The organism is Nocardioides psychrotolerans (assembly GCF_900113685.1).
GTDB lineage: Bacteria > Actinomycetota > Actinomycetes > Propionibacteriales > Nocardioidaceae > Nocardioides > Nocardioides psychrotolerans.
Genome location: NZ_FOQG01000016.1, coordinates 25,237 through 45,636, shown reverse-complemented (window position 1 = coordinate 45,636; position 20,400 = coordinate 25,237). Strand labels below are relative to the sequence as shown.

24 protein-coding genes are annotated in these 20,400 nt (G+C 71.3%); 16 read left to right on the top strand and 8 right to left on the bottom strand.

What is annotated here, in order from left to right:
- Positions 1–44: 44 nt before the first annotated feature.
- Positions 45–1,466, bottom strand: a complete 1,422-nt coding sequence (radA, locus tag BM204_RS17360; protein ID WP_091115979.1) for a DNA repair protein RadA — start codon at positions 1,464–1,466, stop codon at positions 45–47.
- 205 nt (positions 1,467–1,671) lie between these two features.
- Here radA and BM204_RS17355 point away from each other — a divergent pair, with 205 nt between their 5' ends.
- Positions 1,672–2,703 (top strand): LacI family DNA-binding transcriptional regulator, encoded by a 1,032-nt coding sequence (locus BM204_RS17355; RefSeq protein ID WP_091115977.1) that lies wholly within the window; start codon positions 1,672–1,674, stop codon positions 2,701–2,703.
- Between the two features lie 660 nt (positions 2,704–3,363).
- Here the strand turns inward: BM204_RS17355 and BM204_RS17350 are convergent.
- The 3 genes from BM204_RS17350 to BM204_RS17340 form a co-directional block, all read right to left on the bottom strand.
- Positions 3,364–3,951: a class I SAM-dependent methyltransferase gene (locus BM204_RS17350; RefSeq protein WP_246166340.1), complete on the bottom strand. Its 588-nt coding sequence runs from the start codon at positions 3,949–3,951 to the stop codon at positions 3,364–3,366.
- A 182-nt stretch (positions 3,952–4,133) separates the two neighbouring features.
- Positions 4,134–4,772: a VOC family protein gene (locus BM204_RS17345; RefSeq protein WP_091115973.1), complete on the bottom strand. Its 639-nt coding sequence runs from the start codon at positions 4,770–4,772 to the stop codon at positions 4,134–4,136.
- Positions 4,773–4,908: 136 nt separating this feature from the next.
- Positions 4,909–5,685: a DUF3109 family protein gene (locus tag BM204_RS17340; protein ID WP_091115970.1), complete on the bottom strand. Its 777-nt coding sequence runs from the start codon at positions 5,683–5,685 to the stop codon at positions 4,909–4,911.
- Positions 5,686–5,725: 40 nt separating this feature from the next.
- Here BM204_RS17340 and BM204_RS17335 point away from each other — a divergent pair, with 40 nt between their 5' ends.
- The 10 genes from BM204_RS17335 to BM204_RS17290 all read left to right on the top strand — a co-directional run bounded on the left by BM204_RS17335 (position 5,726) and on the right by BM204_RS17290 (position 13,634).
- Positions 5,726–6,661 (top strand): Ppx/GppA family phosphatase, encoded by a 936-nt coding sequence (locus tag BM204_RS17335; RefSeq protein ID WP_091115968.1) that lies wholly within the window; start codon positions 5,726–5,728, stop codon positions 6,659–6,661.
- On the top strand, positions 6,658–7,449 hold the full coding sequence (locus tag BM204_RS17330; protein WP_091115965.1) for a sugar phosphate isomerase/epimerase family protein: 792 nt from the start codon (positions 6,658–6,660) through the stop codon (positions 7,447–7,449). The genes BM204_RS17335 and BM204_RS17330 overlap by 4 nt, the downstream gene beginning before the upstream one ends.
- On the top strand, positions 7,446–8,039 hold the full coding sequence (locus BM204_RS17325) for a TetR/AcrR family transcriptional regulator (RefSeq protein WP_091115963.1): 594 nt from the start codon (positions 7,446–7,448) through the stop codon (positions 8,037–8,039). The genes BM204_RS17330 and BM204_RS17325 overlap by 4 nt, the downstream gene beginning before the upstream one ends.
- Before the next feature lie 174 nt (positions 8,040–8,213).
- Positions 8,214–8,939 (top strand): ABC transporter ATP-binding protein, encoded by a 726-nt coding sequence (locus BM204_RS17320; protein ID WP_091115961.1) that lies wholly within the window; start codon positions 8,214–8,216, stop codon positions 8,937–8,939.
- Complete coding sequence (locus BM204_RS17315; protein ID WP_091115959.1) at positions 8,936–9,670, top strand: ABC transporter permease; 735 nt, start codon at positions 8,936–8,938, stop codon at positions 9,668–9,670. The genes BM204_RS17320 and BM204_RS17315 overlap by 4 nt, the downstream gene beginning before the upstream one ends.
- A gap of 9 nt (positions 9,671–9,679) precedes the next feature.
- Complete coding sequence (locus BM204_RS17310; RefSeq protein WP_218031264.1) at positions 9,680–10,615, top strand: proline dehydrogenase family protein; 936 nt, start codon at positions 9,680–9,682, stop codon at positions 10,613–10,615.
- Positions 10,616–10,622: 7 nt separating this feature from the next.
- Positions 10,623–11,426, top strand: coding sequence for a pyrroline-5-carboxylate reductase (gene proC / locus BM204_RS17305; protein WP_091115956.1), 804 nt, complete (start codon positions 10,623–10,625; stop codon positions 11,424–11,426).
- Positions 11,426–12,163 (top strand): mycothiol-dependent nitroreductase Rv2466c family protein, encoded by a 738-nt coding sequence (locus tag BM204_RS17300; RefSeq protein WP_246166337.1) that lies wholly within the window; start codon positions 11,426–11,428, stop codon positions 12,161–12,163. The genes proC and BM204_RS17300 overlap by 1 nt, the downstream gene beginning before the upstream one ends.
- Entirely contained in the window at positions 12,163–12,720 is a 558-nt protein-coding gene (locus tag BM204_RS17295) for a hypothetical protein (RefSeq protein ID WP_091115953.1), read from the top strand. Before BM204_RS17300 ends, BM204_RS17295 begins: the two co-directional genes overlap by 1 nt.
- 8 nt (positions 12,721–12,728) lie before the next feature.
- Positions 12,729–13,634 carry a haloalkane dehalogenase gene (locus BM204_RS17290; RefSeq protein ID WP_091115951.1) on the top strand — a complete coding sequence of 302 codons (906 nt, stop codon included), beginning with the start codon at positions 12,729–12,731 and terminating at the stop codon, positions 13,632–13,634.
- Between the two features lie 199 nt (positions 13,635–13,833).
- Here the strand turns inward: BM204_RS17290 and BM204_RS17285 are convergent, their stop codons facing one another.
- Genes BM204_RS17285 through BM204_RS17275 form a run of 3 tightly spaced genes read right to left on the bottom strand, consistent with a single transcriptional unit; the run spans position 13,834 to position 15,364 of the window.
- Positions 13,834–14,511 (bottom strand): TetR family transcriptional regulator, encoded by a 678-nt coding sequence (locus BM204_RS17285; protein WP_246166334.1) that lies wholly within the window; start codon positions 14,509–14,511, stop codon positions 13,834–13,836.
- Entirely contained in the window at positions 14,477–14,917 is a 441-nt protein-coding gene (locus tag BM204_RS17280; RefSeq protein WP_091115948.1) for a thiol-disulfide oxidoreductase DCC family protein, read from the bottom strand. Before BM204_RS17280 ends, BM204_RS17285 begins: the two co-directional genes overlap by 35 nt.
- A gap of 12 nt (positions 14,918–14,929) precedes the next feature.
- On the bottom strand, positions 14,930–15,364 hold the full coding sequence (locus BM204_RS17275) for a hypothetical protein (RefSeq protein ID WP_091115946.1): 435 nt from the start codon (positions 15,362–15,364) through the stop codon (positions 14,930–14,932).
- 134 nt (positions 15,365–15,498) lie between these two features.
- On the opposite strand from BM204_RS17275, the gene BM204_RS17270 reads away from it, so the two are divergent.
- A complete protein-coding gene (locus tag BM204_RS17270; protein ID WP_091115944.1) occupies positions 15,499–16,035 on the top strand; it encodes a SigE family RNA polymerase sigma factor in 537 nt (178 codons plus the stop codon).
- On the top strand, positions 16,035–17,255 hold the full coding sequence (locus tag BM204_RS17265) for a Kelch repeat-containing protein (RefSeq protein WP_091115942.1): 1,221 nt from the start codon (positions 16,035–16,037) through the stop codon (positions 17,253–17,255). The genes BM204_RS17270 and BM204_RS17265 overlap by 1 nt, the downstream gene beginning before the upstream one ends.
- A gap of 94 nt (positions 17,256–17,349) precedes the next feature.
- On the opposite strand, the gene trpS is transcribed toward BM204_RS17265, so the two are convergent.
- A complete protein-coding gene (gene trpS, locus BM204_RS17260; RefSeq protein ID WP_091115940.1) occupies positions 17,350–18,339 on the bottom strand; it encodes a tryptophan--tRNA ligase in 990 nt (329 codons plus the stop codon).
- 203 nt (positions 18,340–18,542) lie between these two features.
- Here trpS and BM204_RS17250 point away from each other — a divergent pair, with 203 nt between their 5' ends.
- The 3 genes from BM204_RS17250 to BM204_RS17240 all read left to right on the top strand — a co-directional run bounded on the left by BM204_RS17250 (position 18,543) and on the right by BM204_RS17240 (position 20,372).
- Positions 18,543–19,739, top strand: a complete 1,197-nt coding sequence (locus tag BM204_RS17250; protein WP_091115936.1) for an acetoin utilization protein AcuC — start codon at positions 18,543–18,545, stop codon at positions 19,737–19,739.
- 152 nt (positions 19,740–19,891) lie between these two features.
- Positions 19,892–20,098: a helix-turn-helix domain-containing protein gene (locus BM204_RS17245; RefSeq protein WP_091115934.1), complete on the top strand. Its 207-nt coding sequence runs from the start codon at positions 19,892–19,894 to the stop codon at positions 20,096–20,098.
- A 172-nt stretch (positions 20,099–20,270) separates the two neighbouring features.
- Positions 20,271–20,372: a 30S ribosomal protein bS22 gene (locus BM204_RS17240; protein WP_008356322.1), complete on the top strand. Its 102-nt coding sequence runs from the start codon at positions 20,271–20,273 to the stop codon at positions 20,370–20,372.
- The last annotated feature ends 28 nt before the right edge of the window (positions 20,373–20,400 follow it).

Here is a 20,400-nt window from a genome sequence, read left to right as displayed (position 1 = left end):
TCCCTGGGTGCTGAGACATGGCCTCGGTCGGCCTCGCCAGGAGTTTAGCCGTCGTCCACGCCGTGGAGCGCGCGCTTTGCCGGTCGGGCGACGCCGAGCACCCGTAGGGCGGAAGCGACGTCCGGCGCGTCGATCACACGCATGCCGTCGATGGTGCGGTCGGTGGAGGTCGGACGGACGCCGCCGGGCGTCGACGGACCGGCGGGGACCACCGCCATGCGGAAGCCGAGCCGGGCTGCCTCGGCCAGTCGTTGGGGCAGGTCGCGCACCCGGCGCAGCTCTCCGGCGAGGCCGATCTCGCCCATGGCGACCACCCCGGCCGGCGGCGCGTTGTCGAAGGTGGCAGAGGCGAGGGCGACCGCGACCGCGAGGTCGCTGGCCGGCTCGCCGAGCCGCGCGCCGCCCACGGTCGAGGCGAAGACGTCGTGGGCGTGCAGGCGGATGCCGCAGTGCTGCTGGAGCACCGCGAGGACCATCGCGATGCGTGAGCCGTCCAGCCCCGACGTCGTGCGCCGGGGACGCTCCATCGCCGACGGGGTCACCAGGGCCTGGACCTCGGCGAGCAGCGGACGCCGGCCCTCCATGGTCACCGCGACGCAGGTGCCGGAGACGCGGCCATGGTGGTTCTCGATGAAGAGGCCGGTGGGGTCGGTGACGGCCGTGATGCCCTCGGGGCCGAGGTCGAAGCAGCCGACCTCGTCGACCGGGCCGAAGCGGTTCTTGATGGCACGGACCATCCGGAAGCGGGAGTTGCGGTCGCCCTCGAAGTGGAGCACCACGTCGACGAGGTGCTCCAGGACGCGGGGGCCGGCGATCGATCCGTCCTTGGTGACGTGGCCGACCAGGACCACGGTGATGTTGCGGGTCTTGGCGACGCGGATCAGCGCGGCGGCGACCTCCTTGACCTGGGTGACCCCGCCGGGGACCCCCTCGAGCCCGGAAGCCCCGATGGTCTGGACGGAGTCGACGACCAGGAGCGTCGGCCGGACGGTCTCGATGTGGGTCAAGATGGCGCCGAGGTCGGTCTCGGCCGCGAGGTAGAGCTCGTCCTGGACCCCGCCGGTGCGGTCGGCGCGCAGGCGCACCTGGGAAGCGGACTCCTCGCCCGTGACATAGAGGGTGCGGTGGCTGCGGGCCGCGGTCTGCGCCGCGACCTCGAGCAGCAGCGTGCTCTTGCCGACGCCGGGCTCGCCGGCCAGCAGGATCGCCGCACCGGGCACCAGCCCGCCCCCGAGCACCCGGTCGAGCTCGGGCACGCCGCTGGCGCGGAAGGCCGACTCGCTCACCGAGACCTCGGTGATCCGCACGGCGGCGGTGGTGACGGCGGAGGCTGCGGTGCGTGTGGTGGGGGCAGCGGCCTCGGTGACCGAGCCCCACGCCTGACACTCGCCGCAGCGGCCGACCCACTTGCCGGTCTCCCAGCTGCACTCGCTGCACCGGAAGGCGGGTCGCACGGTCTTGGCCATGCACCGAACGCTAGGCCCTGCCACCGACAGTGGCTCCCCGGCCCACGCCCACCCCCGACGCCCACCCCCGACGCCGCCCCCGACCCGACCTCGACGCCGACCCGGACCCGGGACTCACGCGCACCATCGGCGGAGGGGTGAGGACGAGCGCCGTCGTACTCCCATATGATCCCCATTGGAACGATCAAGTCCGCCGGAGGTGCGCATGACGAGGATCCCCGGGAGGGCGCTCACGGTGCCGCCGACCCTCGCCGACGTCGCCGAGCGGGCCGGGGTGTCGCGACAGACCGTCTCCAACGCGGTCAACAACCCCGAGCTGCTGCGCGCCGACACCCTCGTGCGGGTGCAGGAGGCGATCGAGGAGCTCGGCTACTCGCCCAACCGCGCCGCCCGCAACCTGCGCACCCGCTCCTCGCACCTGATCGGGTTGCGGATGAGCCCGGTCCAGGAGTTCACCGCCAACGCGGCCGCCGACCGGTTCGTGCACTCGCTGGTCGACACCTCGCGGGAGGCCGGCTACCAGGTGCTGCTTTTCTCGGGGGACGCGACCGATCCCGAGTCCGGCTACGACGACCTGCTGCGCTCGACCGCGGTCGACGCCTTCGTCGTCACCGACACCTACCTCGGCAACCCGCAGGCCGCCTGGCTGCGGGAGCGGCGGGCGCCCTTCGTGGCGTTCGGCCGGCCCTGGGACGACCCGTCCGCGACGCACCCCTGGGTCGACGTCGACGGTGCGGCCGGAGCGGAGCTCGCCACCCGGCACCTCCTCGACAAGGGGCACACCCGCATCGCCTGGATCGGCTGGCGCAAGGACTCCTTCATCGGCGAGGACCGGCGCTCCGGTTGGAGCCGCACGCTCAAGGAGCGCGGCCTGCCGACGACCGGTCTCGCCTCCCGGGTCGAGGACACCGTCAACAGCGGCCGCGAGGCCAGCGCCGTGCTGCTCGACGAGGCACTGCCGACCGCTTTCGTGTGCGCCTCCGACACCCTGGCGATGGGTGTGATGCACACGCTCGCCGAGCGCGGCATGCACGCCGGCGAGGACGTCGCGGTCGTCGGCTTCGACGACTCCCAGACTGCGCAGGTCATGCACCCCGGGCTCACCTCGGTGCGCCAGCCGTTGGAGGACGTCGCGATCGAGGTCGTCAGCGCGCTCGAGGGTCTGCTCGCCCATCCGCGGCGCATCGCGGAAGGCAAGCTGCTCACCCCTACGCTCGCCGTCCGTCGCTCCAGCTAGTCGGGATCGTGCCGCGCACGGACACGATGTCGTCGCGGGCGAACGTACGCATTGGCCTCCGCGCGCCGGCCACAGGCGTGAGGCAGGTGGGCGTCGCCCGATTGAGTACGTCCGACTACGAACCTCCGCGACCTCAGGAGCGCGAGGCTCGCCTGAGGTTGGGCGTCTGGCATCCGCGCAGCGGCCGCGCCGATGTGCGGGACCGATCCCGCAACGTCTCACCGGAAGGTGCCCAGCGCCATGCCCATGTCAAAGAATTGCCGTCCCAGGCCGCGTGGATCTCCATGGGGGACGGGGCATCCTCAGCGATGTCGTGCCCGGTTGCGGTCATCCGAAAGGTGACGACGCCACGACAGCCACTCAGGCTGCGTGACCCGACATGTCACCTGTCCGTGCAGCAGTCCCGCGCGTGCTCGGTCAACCTCCGGGCGTAAATACGACAGTGAACATTCACCGCTCTCCTCTCCGCTCACCGCTCCGCGGTAAAGCACTGGAGGTAGCGCCATCAAGTCGATCATGGTCGCGATGGCAACACGACCGCGTGGAACAAGTCACGGACGACCATCCCGGCTCGTCAGCACGCACATCGGCCAGATCCGGACGGGCGGTCCCGCCGTCATCAGCCTGAGGTCGAACACCTAGAACGCAGAACGCCTAGGCCTAGAACACCTTCGCCCACACGTTGACCGCGTAGTCGACCTCGAGCCCCTCGTGGCGACGCAGCACCGTGTCGGCGACGTCAGGCTTGAGCTCGATCCTCACGACCGCCTCGAGGTCGGCGCGCGAGGTGAAGCGCCAGCCCATGTCGACCGGCGTGCGGGTCCAGCCGCGCTGCGCCCAGAAGCGCTCGACCTCAGCGGGCGGCGGCAGGTGCGGGTAGCCAAGGCGGAACCACGCGCCGAACGTCGACCGGGAGCCGTCGTTGTCGATGATGATTGCAGTGCCCCCACGTCGTACGACGCGGTCGAGCTCGGCCAGCCCCGGCTCGCACCCGGGCCCGAAGAAGTAGGCCCACCGCACGTGCACCACGTCGACGCTGTGGTCGGGAAGAGGCACGTCCTGGGCAGTGCCCTGGAGGACGAGGACCCCCGCGACCGCGTTCGTACGACGGCGGGCGAGGGCGAGCAGGTCGGGGTGCGGCTCGACGCCGGTCACCGAGCCGGTGGGACCCACGGCGGCGGCGAAGCCGGGCAGGTGGAAGCCTGTGCCGCAGCCGAGGTCGAGGAGGTGGGCGCCGGAGAAGTCCACGAGAGCGCGGATCGCGCTCTCGAGGCGGCCGTCGGGATCGACGGCCAGGTTCTCGATCTCGTAGGTCGCGGTGTGGGACCAGATGTTGGGGCTGGGGACGGTGCCCCGCGGCAGCGGCCCGTCATGAGGCCCGTCAGGGCGCCCGTCAGAAGGCCCAGCGGGAGGCCCAGCGGGGTGCGGCGTCAGAGACGGACCAGACCGCGCGGGGTCTGGAAGTGCGCAGCGAGGATCCCGGGAGTGCCGTTGGGGGCGACCCATTCGACCTTGACGTCCTCGAGGGGGGACTCGACGCTCTCGCCGAGCCACTCGCTCACCCGCTGCGGATCACCCGCGATCTCCAGGCAGGCAAGGGAGAAGTCGCCGTCGGAGCCCGAGAAGGGGCGCAGCTCGTCGCCGGTCTCCCACTCGATGAAGAACGGGAGCTGGGGGTCGGAGATGAGGCCGTTCACGCCGATCTGGCGCCAGCGGAGCTCGGTGCCGTCGGGGCGGCGGCGGCTGCCGACGACCGCGGAGCGGCCCAGGCGCTGCTCGACGACGGTGATGTCGTCGACGGAGACGACCCAGCCGAGCCAGCCACCGCCGAGGGCGGAGCGGGCGCGCACGGCCTGGCCGAAGGGCGCCTTGTTCGAGGCCGGGTGGTCGAGGACCTCGACGACCTCGAGATAGGTGCGGTCGGCCAGCGGCAACGTCATGTTGCGGGTGCCGAAGCGGGGGTGGATGCCCCCGTCGGTGAACTCACGACCGAGGAGATCGCCCAGGCGCTGGGCGGTTCCTGCGAGTCCATCCGGCCCTGCAGCGAAAGAGAGGTGATCCAGGCGCATGCCGGTCATTGTGCGGCAGGCAAGGGTGTGCTTCCGGAGGCGGGGTCGGGGTCTCTTGACGTCGAGACGTCACCAGGCGCGGACGGGCTCCGCCCCGGAGGATCGACGGTCGGGCGTGTCGGTCCGCCGGCGTGGGTCAGTGCGGGTCGGCGGGGTGCAGCGCGAGCGCTGATCGCGAGCGCACGTGGGCGTCGCAGTGCCGCACCAGCTCGGCGTACGCCGCCGGGCCCATGAGCTCGGTCAGCTCCGGGGCATGCGTGACGTAGACCGGCTCGACGGCGACGTGGGCCTCGGTGTTGCCTGAGCAGTACCAGTCGAGGTCGTGGCCGCCGGCACCCCAGCCCCTGCGGTCGTACTCGGTGATGGTGACCTCGGTGTAGGTCGTGCCGTCCTGGCGCTCGACGTTGCGGAAGCGGCGACGGATCGGCAGCTGCCAGCAGACGTCGGGCTTGGTCTCGAGCGGGTTGCGGTCCTGCTGCAACGCCAGTCCGTGCAGGGCGCAGCCCGCGCCGACGGGGGTGCCGCCGGGCGCGAAGTCGGCGCGGTTGTGGAACACACAGGCCTGCTGGCCCTCCACCTCGACCGTGCGCGTCTTGCGCTCGCCCTCGTCGTCGGTCTCGATCCAGTCCTTCTTCTTGACCGCGCGACCGGGGTGGAACTGCCACTGCGTCTCGTCGAGCTGCGCAACGAAACCGGCGACCCGCTTCTCGTCGTCCTTGTCGGCGAAGTGCGCGCCGAGGGTGCAGCAGCCGGTGTCGGGGGCGTCGGCATAGATGCCCTGGCAGCCCTGGCCGAAGATGCACATGAAGCTCGACGTGAGCCAGGTGAGGTCACAGCGCATCACCTCGGTCTCGTCGGCCGGATTGACGAACTCCACGAAGGCGCGCGGAAAGACCAGGTCGACTTCGGGCATGCGCGTCAGCCTACGGGGAGGGCGGCGGTAGGTTTGACCCATGCGCCTGGGCGTCCTGGACATCGGTTCCAACACCGGCCACCTGCTGGTGGTCGACGCACACGACGGCGCAGCACCGCTGCCGGCCTTCTCCTACAAGCAGCCGTTGCGTCTCGCCGAGCACCTCGACGAGACCGGCGCGGTCTCGCAGACCGGCATCGACGCGCTCGCGGCCTTCACCGCTGAGGCGCTGGTCGTTGCGGAGGACAAGGGCTGTGAGGCGATGCTGAGCTTCGCCACGTCGGCGGTCCGCGACGCGGTCAACTCCGACGCCGTCCTGCGCACCGTGAGCGAGCGCACGGGCGAGCACATCGCCGTGCTCTCCGGTGAGGACGAGGCGCGCCTGACCTTCCTCGCCGTACGACGCTGGTTCGGCTGGTCGGCCGGCCGCCTGGCGGTCTTCGACATCGGTGGCGGCTCGCTGGAGATTGCCGGCGGGGCCGACGAGCGCCCGGACGTCGCGTGGTCCTTGCCGCTCGGGGCGGCCCGGCTGGCCAGGACGCTCTTCGACGTGGACCTCGACGAGCCCCGGATCCGTCAGCTCCGCAAGCAGATCCGCACCGAGATCGCCCGCGACGCCGGCAACCTGCTCCGGGCCGGCACGCCCCACCGTGCGGCTGCGACCTCCAAGACGTTCCGCTCGCTGGCCCGCATCTGCGGGGCTGCGCCCTCCGGTGACGGCCCCCTGGTCCCGCGCTCCCTCCAGCTCGACACCCTGCGGCAGTGGATCCCCAAGCTGGTGGCGATGACGCCCGATGAGCTGGCCGACCTGCCCGGCGTCTCGCCGAGCCGCACCCACCAGATCGTCCCCGGCGCGCTCGTCGCCGAGGCCTGCATGGACATCTTCGACCTCGGCGAGCTGGAGATCTGTCCGTGGGCGCTGCGGGAGGGCGTCATCCTCGAGCGCATCGACACGATAGGCGTGCTCGACGGGTGACCCCACGCATCGGACTCTCCACCGCCTCGGTCTACCCCGAGTCGTCCGCGCATGCCTTCGCCTACGCCGCACAGCTCGGCTACGAGGCGGTCGAGGTGATGGTCGGCATCGACGCGCTGAGCCAGCAGACCTCCGCGGTCCGGCAGCTCTCCCAGCACCACGAGATGCCGGTGAGCGCGATCCACGCGCCCTGCCTGCTCTTCACCCAGCGGGTCTGGGGCACCGAGCCGTGGGGCAAGCTCCAGCGCTCGGCGGAGATGGCGGCCGACGTCGGCGCCGAGGTGGTCGTCGTACACCCTCCCTTCCGGTGGCAGAAGGACTACGCCCGCGACTTCGTCAACGGCATCGCGGCCCTGGAGAACTCCACTGGGATCAAGTTCGCGGTCGAGAACATGTATCCCTGGCGAGCCTCCTCGCGTCGCGGCATGGAGATGTACCTGCCCGGGTGGGACCCCTCCGAGGAGCCCTACGCCAACACCACCATCGACCTCTCGCACGCCGCGATCGCGGCCTCGGACCCGATCGACATGGCCAAGCGCCTCGGCGACCGGCTGCGCCACATCCACCTCACCGACGGCAGTGGGTCCGCCAAGGACGAGCACCTCGTGCCCGGCCGCGGCTCCATGGGCGCCGCCCCGTTCCTGCGCTACCTCGCCAAGGTCGGCTTCGACGGGGAGATCGTCGTGGAGATCAACACTCGCCGCTGCAGCAGCCGCGAGGAGCGTGAGACCGACCTACGCGAGTCGCTCGACTTCGCGCGCGAGCACTTCGTGGTGCCCGCGTCGTGAGCGCCCCGCGTCGGGGGAGGCGGCCCGGCGCACCCGACACCCGGGCGGCGATCCTGGCGGCCGCGCGCGAGGGCTTCGCCGCCTCCGGCTTCAGCCGTACGTCGGTCCGCTCCGTCGCCGCGGCGGCCGGGGTCGACGCGGCGCTGGTGCACCACTACTTCGGCACCAAGGACGACCTGTTCGTCGCGGCCCTCGCGCTGCGCGTCGACCCCCGCGAGGCACTGCTGCCGGTGGTCGAGGGCGGGCTCGACGGGGCGGGGGAGCGGCTGCTCCGCGTCTTCGTCTCGGTGTGGGACGACGAGGAGACCAGGCTGCCGCTGCTGGCCGTCGTCCGCGGGATCGCTGAGCCCGCAGGCCAGCGGCTGCTGCGCGACGGGGTGATGCGCATGGTGCTGGGCCCTGTCGGGGAGGCCCTCGGACTCGACGACGCACCCCGCCGCATGACCCTCGTCGCCTCCCAGCTCGTCGGCCTCGTGGTCGTCCGCTACCTGCTCGCCGTCGAGCCGCTCGCCTCGATGCCCTCCGAGCAGCTCGTCGCCACCTATGCGCCGGTGGTCCAGGGGTTCCTTGACGGGGTGTTGCCGGGCTGAGGCCGGCCTGCATGAGTCCCCGGATGTCCGGGGACTCTGGCGCTTGAGAGGTGTTGCAACACCCCTCAAGCGACAGACTCGCCCGCCAAGACCCACCACGTCGGGTGGGACGACCTCCTCGGAGGTCCGGTCGACCCTTGCCAACGGCCCACCCGGACGCGCACAATTCATCGCATGATGAAATCAATCGTCGAGACCCGAGGACTGACCGTCGTCCGCGGACACCACCCGGTGCTCACCGACCTCGACGTCAGCATCGGCCCCGGGGTGACCGGCCTGCTCGGGCCGTCGGGCTGCGGCAAGTCGACGCTCCTGCGCTCGATCGTCGGCGTCCAGCGCATCGAGGGCGGCAGCGTGACCGTGCTGGCGGAGCCCGCGGGCAGCGCGCCGCTGCGGCGACGGGTCGGCTACGTGACGCAGGCCGCCAGCGTCTACGACGACCTCACGGTCGCGGAGAACCTGCGCTTCTTCGCCCGCGTGCTCGGGGTCCCCGACATCGCGACGGAGGCGGCGCGCGTGCTGGAGGCCGTCGACCTCGGCCGGCAGCGTGACGCGGTCGTCGGCGAGCTCAGCGGCGGTCAGCGCAGCCGGGTGAGCCTCGCGGTCGCGCTTCTCGGTACGCCGGGGCTGCTGGTCCTCGACGAGCCCACGGTCGGCCTCGACCCGGTGCTGCGGCGCGACCTCTGGGCGCTCTTCCACCGGCTCGCGGACGACGGCACCGCGGTGCTCGTCTCCAGCCACGTCATGGACGAGGCCGAGCGGTGCGACCGGCTGCTGCTCATGCGCGAGGGCCAGATCCTCGCCGACGACACCCCCGCAGCCATCAAGGCCGGGGCGGGCGCCGACGACATCGAGACGGCGTTCCTCATGCTCGTCGAGGGCGACGGGGCAGTGGCATGAGTCCCCGGGTCGTCGCGGCAATCGCCCGTCGGGTCCTCACGCAGCTGCGTCGCGACCGCCGCACGCTGGCCATGTTGTTCCTCCTCCCGACCCTGCTGATCACCCTGCTGTGGTGGATGTACAGCAACGACGGCGCGGTCTTCGACCGCGTCGGTCCCGCGCTGCTGGCGATCTTCCCCTTCACCATCATGTTCCTGGTGACCAGCGTGACCACGCTGCGCGAGCGCTCGAGCGGCACCCTCGAGCGGCTTCTCGCGATGCCGATGGGCAAGCTGGACTTTCTGCTCGGATACGCCGTGGCCTTCGCGATCGTCGCTGTGGCCCAGTCGGTCCTCGCCGTCGGGATCAGCGTCGGCCTCCTGGACCTGGAGGTGGCCGGACCGGTGTGGCTGCTGACCGTCGTCGCGGTCGTCGACGCCGTGCTCGGCACGGCGCTCGGTCTGCTCGTGTCGGCCTTCGCTCGTACGGAGTTCCAGGCCGTCCAGTTCATGCCGGCCCTGGTGATCCCACAGATCCTGCTGTGCGGCCTGTTCGTCTCGCGCGATGCGCTCCCCGAGGTCCTGGGCGCCCTCTCCGACGCGCTGCCGCTGTCCTACGCCGTCGACGCGATGACCCACCTGGGCGTCGCGACCACGACCGCGGAGGTGTGGGCGGACCTGGCGGTCGTGGGCGGCTTCGTCCTCGCCGGTCTCGCCCTGGGGGCGGCGACCCTGCGACGTCGTACGGCGTAGCCTGGCGCCATGTCCCTGCTCCGCCAGCCGATCCTGCTCCTGTCGCGGAGCGACCGGGTCAAGACGCTCGTCGCCACCATGCCCGTGACCTCCGGCATCGTCACCAGCTACGTCCCCGGTGAAACCACCGAGGCGGCCGTGGCCGCGACCGCCGACCTGGTCGACGACGGCCTCAAGATCACCCTCGACTTCCTCGGCGAGGACACCCTCCGCGTCGAGCAGGCCGACGCGACCGTGGCGGCCTACGTCGAGCTGCTGCGCCAGCTCACCACCAAGGGGCTGCCGCGTCACGCGGAGGTGTCGGTCAAGCTGACCGCGATCGGGCTGCTGTTGCCCGACCACGGTCACAAGACGGCCCTCGAGAACGCCCGCACCATCTGCCGGGCCGCGCGCAACGCGGGCACCACGGTCACCCTGGACATGGAGGACCACACCACCACCGATGCGACCCTGGCGATCCTGCGCGACCTGCGCAAGGACTTCCCCGAGACCGGCGCGGTGCTCCAGGCCTACCTGCACCGCACCGAGGACGACTGCCGCGCGCTCACCTACGAGGGCTCGCGGGTGCGGCTGTGCAAGGGCGCCTACAACGAGCCCGAGAGCGTCGCCTTCCAGGACCGGATCGACGTCGACAAGTCGTTCGTGCGGTGCCTCAAGGTGCTGCTCGCCGGTGACGGCTACCCGATGATCGCCACCCATGACCCGCGCATGGTCGAGATCGCCTCCTCGCTCGCCAGCCGTTACGGCCGCGCGCGGAAGACCTACGAGTTCCAGATGCTCTTCGGCATCCGCCCCGAGGAGCAGAAGCGGCTCGCCGCCAGCGGCGAGACCGTGCGCGTCTACCTGCCCTACGGCCAGGAGTGGTACGGCTACCTGATGCGGCGCCTCGCGGAGCGCCCGCAGAACCTGTCATTCTTCGTGAAGTCCCTGATCTCCAAGAAGTAGGTCCCACATGAGCCAGACCGCGATCCTCGGCGCCGGGGTGATGGGCGAGACCCTGCTCTCCGGCCTGGTCCGCGCCGGCCGCCGCGTCGACCACCTCCTCGTCGGCGAGAAGCGCGCCGAGCGCGCCCGCGAGCTCGAGGAGCGCTACGGCGTCGCCGTCGTCTCCAACGTCGAGGCTGCCACCTTGGCGGACACGCTGGCGCTCGTGGTCAAGCCGCAGGACATGGGCGACCTGCTCGCGGAGATCGCCGGGGTGCTGCGGCCGGGTCAGCTGGTCGTCTCGCTCGCGGCCGGCATCACGACTGCCTTCATCGAGAGCCGGGTGCCCGACGACATCGCCGTCGTACGCGTCATGCCCAACACGCCTGCCCTCGTCGACGAGGGGATGTCGGCGATCTCGCCCGGCTCCCACTGCAGCGACGCCCAGCTCGCTGAGGTCGAGGCGCTGATGGCCTCGGTCGGCAAGGTGCTCCGCATCCCCGAGCGCCAGCAGGACGCCGTCACGGCGATCTCGGGCTCCGGCCCGGCCTACATCTTCTTCGTCGTCGAGTCGATGATCGAGGCCGGCGTCCACCTCGGCCTGCCGCGCACGACGGCCAGCGAGCTCGTCATCCAGACCCTCGTCGGCTCGGCCAAGATGCTGCGCGAGACCGGCACCCACCCGGTGGTCCTGCGCGAGCAGGTCACCTCGCCGGGCGGCACGACCGCCTCGGCCCTGCGTGAGCTGGAGATCCACAAGGTGCGCGCGGCGTTCCTCGCCGCGATGGAGGCCGCGCGCAACCGCTCGCGCGAGCTCGCCGAGGGCATCTGATGATCGACGCGGGGCTGGTCGCGCCCGACGTACGGTTCTGGTTCGACCCGGTCTGTCCCTTCGCCTGGATGACCAGCAAGTGGGTCCGCCAGGTGCAGGCGCAGCGCGACCTGGTCGTCGAGTGGCGCTTCATCTCGCTGCGGCTGCTCAACGCGCACCTCGACTACGACGCGCACTTCCCCCCGGAATATGCAGCCGGCCACACCGCCGGGCTGCGTCTGCTCCGGGTCGCCGCCCACGTGCGCGACGACCACGGAGCCGACGGTGTCGCCCGCTACTACGAGGCGCTCGGCGCCCTGGTCTTCGACCGCGCACCCGACGAGGGCGGCGGCAACGACCCGTCACGCACGGCCGACGTGCTGCTCGAGGCGCTCGCCGCCGCCGGTCTGCCCGCCGACCTCGCCGATCACCTCGACGACACGTCCCGCGACGCGCAGCTTCAGGCCGAGACCGACGAGGCGCTGGCGCTGACCGGCAAGGACGTCGGCACCCCGATCCTGCACATCGCCCCGCCCGAGGGTGCGGCGTTCTTCGGCCCCGTCATCAGCCGGCTGCCCTCCGACGAGGACGCCGGGCGGCTGTGGGACCACGTCGTCGGCCTCGCGACGTTCGCCGGGTTCGCCGAGCTCAAGCGCAGCCTGCGCGAGCTCCCGCAGCTGCGCGCGCTCGGCGTCTCCGAGGAGGATGCGGGCGTGCAGGAGGACTGGCACGGCGGCAGCCGACGGCAGAAGAAGTAGTGGCCGGGCGCCTGCCCGCAGCCTGGGGCGCCGACGTCGACGACCTGCTCCGCGACCACCCGGCCGACGCGCTCGTCGAGCAACCGGCCTACTCGATGACGCGCGCCGTGTCCGTCGATGCCCCGCCCGACCTGACCTGGCGCTGGCTCTGCCAGACCGCCGTGGCGCCCTACTCCTACGACCTGGTCGACAACCTCGGGCGCCGCAGCCCGCGCGAGCTCACGCCCGGCGCCGACGACCTGCGTGTCGGTCAGTCGATGCTGATCATCTTCGACCTGGTCTCCGTCGACCCCGGGCGCCAGTGGACCGGGATCACCCGCCCGTCACTGGTGAGCCGGCTCGTGGGTCCCGTCTCCGTGACGTACGCCGTGCAGCCGGCCGCCGCAGGCACCTCACGGCTGGTGGCGCGCATGGTCGCGCGGGAGCAGGGTCTCGGTGGCCTGTTGTGGGCGCGCGGCCTGGCCTGGGGCGACCTGGTGATGATGCGCAAGCAGCTGCTGACCCTGAAGGAGCTGGCCGAGCGGGACGCACGCCGCGCTGGTCGTCGTGCTGGTTGACTGCGTCCATGGAGACCTACCGCACCCCTGACGAGCGCTTCGACGGGCTCGAGTCGTTCCCGTGGCCGCCGTCCTACGCAGACGTGCCCGACCAGGACGGCGGCACCCTGCGCATGGCGTGGGTCGAGGCCGGGCCCGCCGATGGCCCGGTCGCCCTGCTCCTGCACGGCGAGCCGACCTGGTCCTACCTCTACCGGCACGTCATCCGCGTGCTCGTCGACGCCGGCGTGCGCGTGGTCGCGCCCGACCTGGTCGGCTTCGGCCGCTCCGACAAACCGTTGGCGACCAGCGACCACAGCTTCGCGCGCCACGTGGAGTGGGTGCGCTCCCTGGTCCTGGACGAGCTCGACCTGCGTGAGGTGACGCTCGTCGGCCAGGACTGGGGCGGGCTGATCGGCCTGCGCCTCGTGGCAGAGCACCCCGACCGGTTCGTGGCCGTCGTGGCCGCCAACACCGGCCTGCCGACCGGCGACTTCGACATGCCGGAGATCTGGTGGCAGTTCCGCCGCGCGGTCGAGAGTGCCCCGTCGCTGGACATCGGTCGGTTCGTCGAGGCGGGCTGTCTGCATGGCCTCGCCGAGGCTGACCGCCTTGCCTACGACGCTCCCTACCCGGTCGAGGAGGCGAAGGCCGGGCCCCGCGTGATGCCCACGCTCGTGCCGACCCGGCCCGACGATCCCGCGACCGAGGCCAACCGTGCGGCCTGGGAGGTGCTGACCACCTGGGAGAAGCCGTTCCTCACGCCCTTCAGTGACGGTGACCCGATCACCGGGGCGATGGCGCCGATCCTGCGCAAGCTGGTGCCCGGGGCCGTCGGCCTGGAGCACCCGACGATCGAGGGCGCCGGTCACTTCCTGCAGGAGGACGCCGGAGAGGAGCTCGGTCGGGTCGTCGCGGCTTTCATGGGCCGCTGAGGTCTGCCGAGTCGGCGTGATGTCGCAGGGCGGCGGGATCCGCTTCATCAAGGTAGGCAGGCGGACCCTCCCCGTCCGCGGCCGAGCAGGCGGGCTCGACTGCCCACGGCGACACGCCACCTCCCACGGGGTGCACGCCGAGGGAAGTGACGTCTCGTCGACATACCTTGATGGAGCGGCCCCCGGACGGCGGCGCGCATCAGACCGAGCGCAGGGCCACCATCAGCGCGAGCAGGTCGTCGACCAGGCCGCGCACGACCGGCAGGCAGGAGAGCCGGGCGATCCGGTCGACCATCGGCACGACCTTCTCGACCAGCGCGTGGCTGCGGGCCTGGCCGGCGCTGTCGTCGTGCACCCAGAAGAGCACGACGCCCATCTGCATGAGCCACAGGAGGTCGGGCAGCTCGCGGCGCAGGGCCGGCGCGAGCTTGAGGTCGGAGCCGTCGACGACCTGGCGGTAGAGGCCGATGCTCGCCTCGCGCGCCCCCGCCGACTCCTCGCTGAACGGCGAGAGCGGGCTGGTCGGCTGGGCGGCGTTGCGGAAGAACTGCCCGGCGAACTCGTGGTCGGGCTCGGCCACGTCCAGCCAGGCCCGCAGCACGCCGTGCAGGCGTGCGGCGAACGTCGTCTCGGTCGCCAGCGCACTCGCCGCGCGATGGGCGTGCTCGGTCTGGATGCCGTCGTAGAACGCCTGGATCAGGGTGTCCTTGGACGCGAAGTAGTAGTAGGCGTTGCCGACCGAGACGCCGGCCTCCTGGGCGATCGCGCGCATCGTCGTCCGGTCGTAGCCGTCGCGGCGGAAGAGCCGCATCGCGGCCTCCGTGATGGTCTGGCGGGTCTGCTCAGCCTTGGGGGAGCGGGCTGGCTGGTGCGACACGGTGATCAGGGTAGTCACCCCCTCGGGGGCAGGCCACGGTCCTGGCTCCGGTTCTCGCAGCGCCGTGGAGGAGGTGGCGCAGTCCGGCGGCGGACGTCGCAGCACCCCGCGCCAGGGGCAGCCACTGCGGGCGGGCGAGCTGCTCGGCCAGTCCGCGATGGGCCCGAGTCGCCCACAGGCACATCACCCACGCGTGCTCCTGGGTCCAGACTGCCCCGTCGTCGCCGACGACCGTGATCTCCTCGAGCGTCCGGGCGTGGTCGAGGGTGGGGAAGAGGTCGTGTACCTGTGCCGAACAGGCAGGGACCAGGTGCACCGGGAGGAGCAGCGCCTGCGCCTCGAGCCAGTCGCGGAAGCGGGAGCACAGCGGGCACTGCGCGTCGTAGAGGACGGTCAGCTGCTGCATGGTCGGCGCGCCTCAGCGGCCGGGCGCCGGGAACGGCGCGGCGTACTGGCTCGGGTGCGGGAGCTGTCCCTGGGGTGCGACGGGGCCAGAGCGCAGCGCCTCCAGCCGGCTGCGGCGACGAATCGCGTTGAAGACGTAGACGTTGAAGAAGTGCAGCACCCCGAGCGTGAGCGTCACGACGCCGATCTTGACGCTGAGCGTCTCCAGCAGCCCCCCGAGGTCGAGGACCGGGTCGCTGATGCGCAGGTAGAGGCTGACGAAGCCGAGGTTGAGCAGGTAGAAACCGACGACGAGCAGCTTGTTGACGGCTCTGGCCAGCTCGTCGTTGCCGGCGAAGACGTCGGCGAGGAAGGCCTTGCCGTTGTGCGACAGCGTCGTGGCGACCCAGATGATCAGCGGCACGCTGACGGCCAGGTAGGTGAGGTAGGTGGCGACGGTCCAGTCCATGGGGAGCTCCTCGGTGTGGTGATCGGTCGTTTGGAACGTGTTCAGTTCTTGGACCTGACGCTAGTCCATGTTTTGAACATGTTCAAGTCCGGGGTCGGACGAACCGAACCGGCTCCTGTCGGCATCCTGGGAGCGTGACCGACTTCGACGAGTTCTTCGCCGTCGCCTGGCCCCGCCTGCTGCGCACCACCTACGCCGTCACGGGCGACCGCCAGCTCGCCGAGGACGCACTGCAGACCGCCTTCACGAAGGCGTACGCCGCGTGGTCGCGTGTCAGCCGCGCCGACGAGCCGATCGCCTACGTCCGGAAGATCGCGCTCCACACGGCGCTCGTCCAGCAGCGCAAGGCGTCAGCGCGGCGCGAGACGACCGTGCGGTCGATGCCGGAGGCTCCGGTGCCCGGTGGGTCGTGGCCGTCGGCGGTCTCGTCGGAGGACGGGCTGCTCGAGCGCGACGAGGTCTGGGCCGCGATCGCGGAGCTGCCGCCGCGGCAGCGGGCGGTCGTGGTGCTGCGCTACTACGAGGATCTGAGCGAGCGACAGATCGCCGAGACGCTCGGGATCCGCCCCGGCACCGTGAAGTCGCAGTCATCCGCGGCCCTGAGCACCCTGCGGGGCCTGCTCGGCGACACCACCAACCCGACCGTCTCGCGAGTCAGAGGAGAGCGTTGATGGAGCTCGAGGAACTACTCGGCCGGTCGCTGCACGACGGCCTGGCCCGGATCGACGTACCTGCCGGTGACCTGGCGGCCGTCCGCGCCTCCGGGACGCGGCTGCGGAGTCGCCGTCGCGGTGCTGTCGTGACGGGTGTCGCTGTCGCCGTCGCCGTGGTGTCGGTGTCCGTCGCTGCGCTGGGCGGCGACGCCGGGCGATCCACGGTGCCCGACCCGGCACCACCGGTGACGGGAGCGGGTGCCTGGGAGCGGCTCCCGGACGCGCCGGTGCTCGCCCGCTCGATGCCGCTCGTGGGCTGGACGGGCGAGGAGGTGGTCGTCGTCGGCGGCGATCCGGACCCGTGCCCCGTCAACACCGACTGCGACCGTGTGCCGACCGTCGCTCGCGACGGGGCGGCCTATGACGTCGCCGGCACGTGGCGGGTGATCGCCGAGGCGCCGGTGGGGATGGCCTACTACTTCCGCACCACGATGGTCGGCGACACGATGGTGGTCTTCGGCGACGGGCGGTGGTGGGCCTACGACGCCGGGGACGACGCCTGGACCCGGCTGCCCGACCCGCCCGTGCCCACCGTCGACAGCGGCTCGATCTCGTCGGCCGACGGTCGGGTCTATGCGCTGAGCAGCCAGGGACGCGTGCAGGTCCTCGACCTCGCCGCGCGCACGTGGTCGGCCCTGCCGGCCGGACCGCGGCCGCTCTACAGCGCCGTGGCGGTTGCCACCACAACGGGCGTGGCCGTGTCGGGAGGCACGTCCCCGCGGGACGTGCTGCTGCGGTCGACGACGCAGATCTGGGACGGCTCCTCTTGGAGTGAGCTGTCGACGCGACAGACCAACCCGTTCCGCCACTGGACCGGCGAGCGCCTGGTCGAGCTCGACCTGCAGGTGGCTAACCCGGACGGACTGACGATCTCCTACGGCGGTCGCCTCGACCCCGTGACGGGCGAGTGGTCCCCGCTGCCGGACCCGCCGGCGTCGTACGGCGGGGACGGCTGGTCCCTCGTCGCAGCCGATGGCCCGCTGCTGCTCGGCTGGGGCTTCGTCTACGACGACCGGGGCCAGACCTGGACCCGCGTCCCGCCGAAGCCTGACGAGGCGATCGGCGACGGCGCCTCCGCTGTGTGGGTGGACGGTCGGGTCGTGGTTGTCGACGGTGTCGACCCGCTCACCGCCGCCACGAAGGAGTCACCCGCCCAGGCGTGGGTCTGGGCGCCCTGAGACCCGGACTTGACGGGCGAGTCGCGCGCTTGAGGGGTGTTGCAACCCCCCTCAAGCGCCAGGGTCCCCGGACATCCGGGTACTCATGCAGCCCTCACAGCCCCAACGCCGCCTGAGCCGCAGCAAGGACAGGGGCGGTGACCGAGCGGCACCGTTCGGCGCCGACGGCGTAGACCTCGGTGACGTGCGCCGGGTCGGCGGCGAGCTCGGCGTACGACGCCTGGATCGGCGAGAGCGTCGCGACGACGGCGTCGGTGACGGCCTTCTTCAGCGCGCCGTAGGTCGTGATCCCGTCCGTGGAGCCACCGCACGCCGCGAGGATCTCCAGCAGGTTGGTGACCCCGGGCTTGAGCGAACGATCCGCGCGCACCGACAGGGCGCCGGTGTCGCTGTCGGTGACCGCGCGCGCGACCTTGCGTCGTACGACGTCGGGGGAGTCGCGCAGGTGGATGACCCCTGCCCTGTCCGCACGACCGCCCGTCTTGCCCATCTTGCTCGTCGGGTCGGCGAGGTCCATGACCCGCGCGCCGGCCGGCGGGACCGTGATCTCGGGGATGGTGAAGACCTGCCCGTAGGTGGTGTTGAAGCGCATCGCCAAGTCACGGGTGAGCTCGACGTGCTGGCGCTGGTCGTCGCCGACGGGGACCTGGGTCGGGCGGTAGAGTAGGATGTCGGCGGCCATCAGCGCCGGGTAGGTGTAGAGCGAGACGCGGGTCGAGCCGACACCATGCCCCTTCTCCTTGAACTGGATCATCCGGTTGAGCTCGCCGGTCGTCGCGACGCACTCGAGCAGGTAGCCCAGCTGGGAGTGGGTCGGCACCCGGCTCTGCACGAAGAGCGTGCTGGCGTCGAGGCCGACGGCGAGCAGCAGCGTCGCCTGCTCGGTCACCAGCTCCCGCAGCCGTGCCGGGTCGTGGGCGACGGTGAGGGAGTGCAGGTCGGCGATGCCGTAGAAGCAGTCCGCCTCGTGCTGCTGGGCCGCCATGGGGCGCAGCGCACCGAGCAGGTTTCCGAGCGTGAGGTGGCCGGTCGGCTTGAGCAGCGACAGCCGACGGGTGACAGGGGTGGTGGTGAGGGTGGACATCGTGCTCCTGGAGTTGGGCCCGCAGGAGGTCGTCGGCCCTGAGGTGTGCCAGGAAATGACGATCGGCCGCCCGCAGGCGGCCGATGAGGTGGTGCATCACAGGGGGTCCGCCGGGTCAGGCGGGCCACCACTGGGTCGGACGGGTCGTGTGCACGAGGTGAGCATGCCACGGGTGCTGGCCGCCCGCCGAGTAGGTTGCACCCATGAGCACCGCGGCGGAGTGTGAGGGTCCGGCGACGGTGGTGTTCGACGAGAGCCTGACGCAGTACAACTTCGGGCCCGAGCACCCCATGTCGCCGATCCGGGTCGACCTCACGATGCGTCTGGCCCGCGAGGTCGGGGTCTTCGACCACCACCTGCGCCTCGTCGACGCCCCCGTGGCCAGCGACGACCTCTTGGCCACGATCCACGGCGCGCCGCTGATCGAGGCCGTCAAGCGGATGGGCCACAACCCCGGTCCCGGCGAGGAGCACTTCGGGCTCGGCACCGACGACAACCCCGTCTTCCTCGGCATGCACGAGGCCGCGGCCCACGTCGTCGGCGCGAGCCACGAGGCGTTTCGCCAGGTGTGGAGCGGGGAGTCGCTGCACAGTGCCAACATCACCGGTGGGCTGCACCACGCGATGCGCGACCGGGCGAGCGGCTTCTGCATCTACAACGACATCGCGGTCGGCATCCAGTACCTCCTCGACCAGGGCGCCGAGCGGGTCGCCTACGTCGACGTCGACGTCCACCACGGCGACGGCGTCGAGAAGATCTTCTGGGACGACCCGCGCGTCCTCACGATCTCCCTGCACGAGACCGGCCAGATGCTCTTCCCGGGCACCGGCTTCCCGGTCGACCTGGGCGGCCCCGACGCAGAAGGTACGGCGGTCAACGTCGCCCTCCCGCCCGGCACCAGCGACGCGGGCTGGCTGCGCGCCTTCCATGCCGTCGTACCCCCCCTGCTGCGGGAGTTCGACCCCGACGTCCTGGTGACCCAGCATGGCTGCGACTCCCACGCCGACGACCCGCTGGCCCACCTGATGCTCAGCGTCGACGGGCAACGCGCCGCCTACCTCGCGCTGCACGAGCTCGCCCACGAGGTCGCTGACGGCAAGTGGGTCGTCACCGGCGGCGGCGGCTATGCCCTCGTCGAGGTCGTGCCCCGGGCGTGGAGCCACCTGCTCTCGATCGTCGGCGGCCGACCGCTGGACCCCCTGCTGGAGACGCCGGGCGTCTGGCGTGAGCACGTCCGCGAGCACCTCGGACGCGGCGCCCCGCACCGGTTCACCGACGGCCGCACCCCGGCCTACCGGCGCTGGGAGGACGGCTACGACCCGGACACCTGGCTGGACCGTGCCATCCACGCCACGCGCATGCAGGCCTTCCCCCTGCACGGCCTGGACCCCCAACCCTGAGGGTCCGTCAAGCCGACACGCCGACGCCCCAGAAGTTTCATTGGTGAACCTCTTCCCCATGAGTCACATCTGGCCCTATTCTCACCACGACGCGCCCGTGTGAACATCGGTGGGGAAGCCGATGCCGTGCGCAACAGAAAGTTAGGTGCGCCATGGCAACGAACACGACCGGTGATCTGTCCGAGTCCAAGTTCCTGACCATTGCCGAGGTTGCCGCAATGATGCGGGTCTCCAAGATGACGGTCTACCGCCTCGTGCACGGAGGTGACCTGCCCGCGTTGCGCGTGGGCCGCAGCTTCCGCGTGCTCGAGGAGGACGTCAACGACTACCTCCGCAACAGCTTCTACAACGCGGGCTGAGCAGTCGGACCGCTCCTGGGCGGCGCCTCGTCGGCGCCCGGGAGCAGTCAGGCCGGTCCCGGTGGTGGACCTCACCTGACCGGATTCTTCGGCGCCGCCCATCCACGGATAGGGTGGTGGGGTCCTCCAGGCACTTCCTGGCGGACCCTATGCAGTTTGGAGAGGTATATCCGTGGGTTCTGTCATCAAGAAGCGACGCAAGCGTATGGCGAAGAAGAAGCACCGCAAGCTGCTCAAGAAGACGCGCGTGCAGCGTCGCAAGCTCGGCAAGTAAGCCGGCAGTCGGGGAACTGACCACAGCG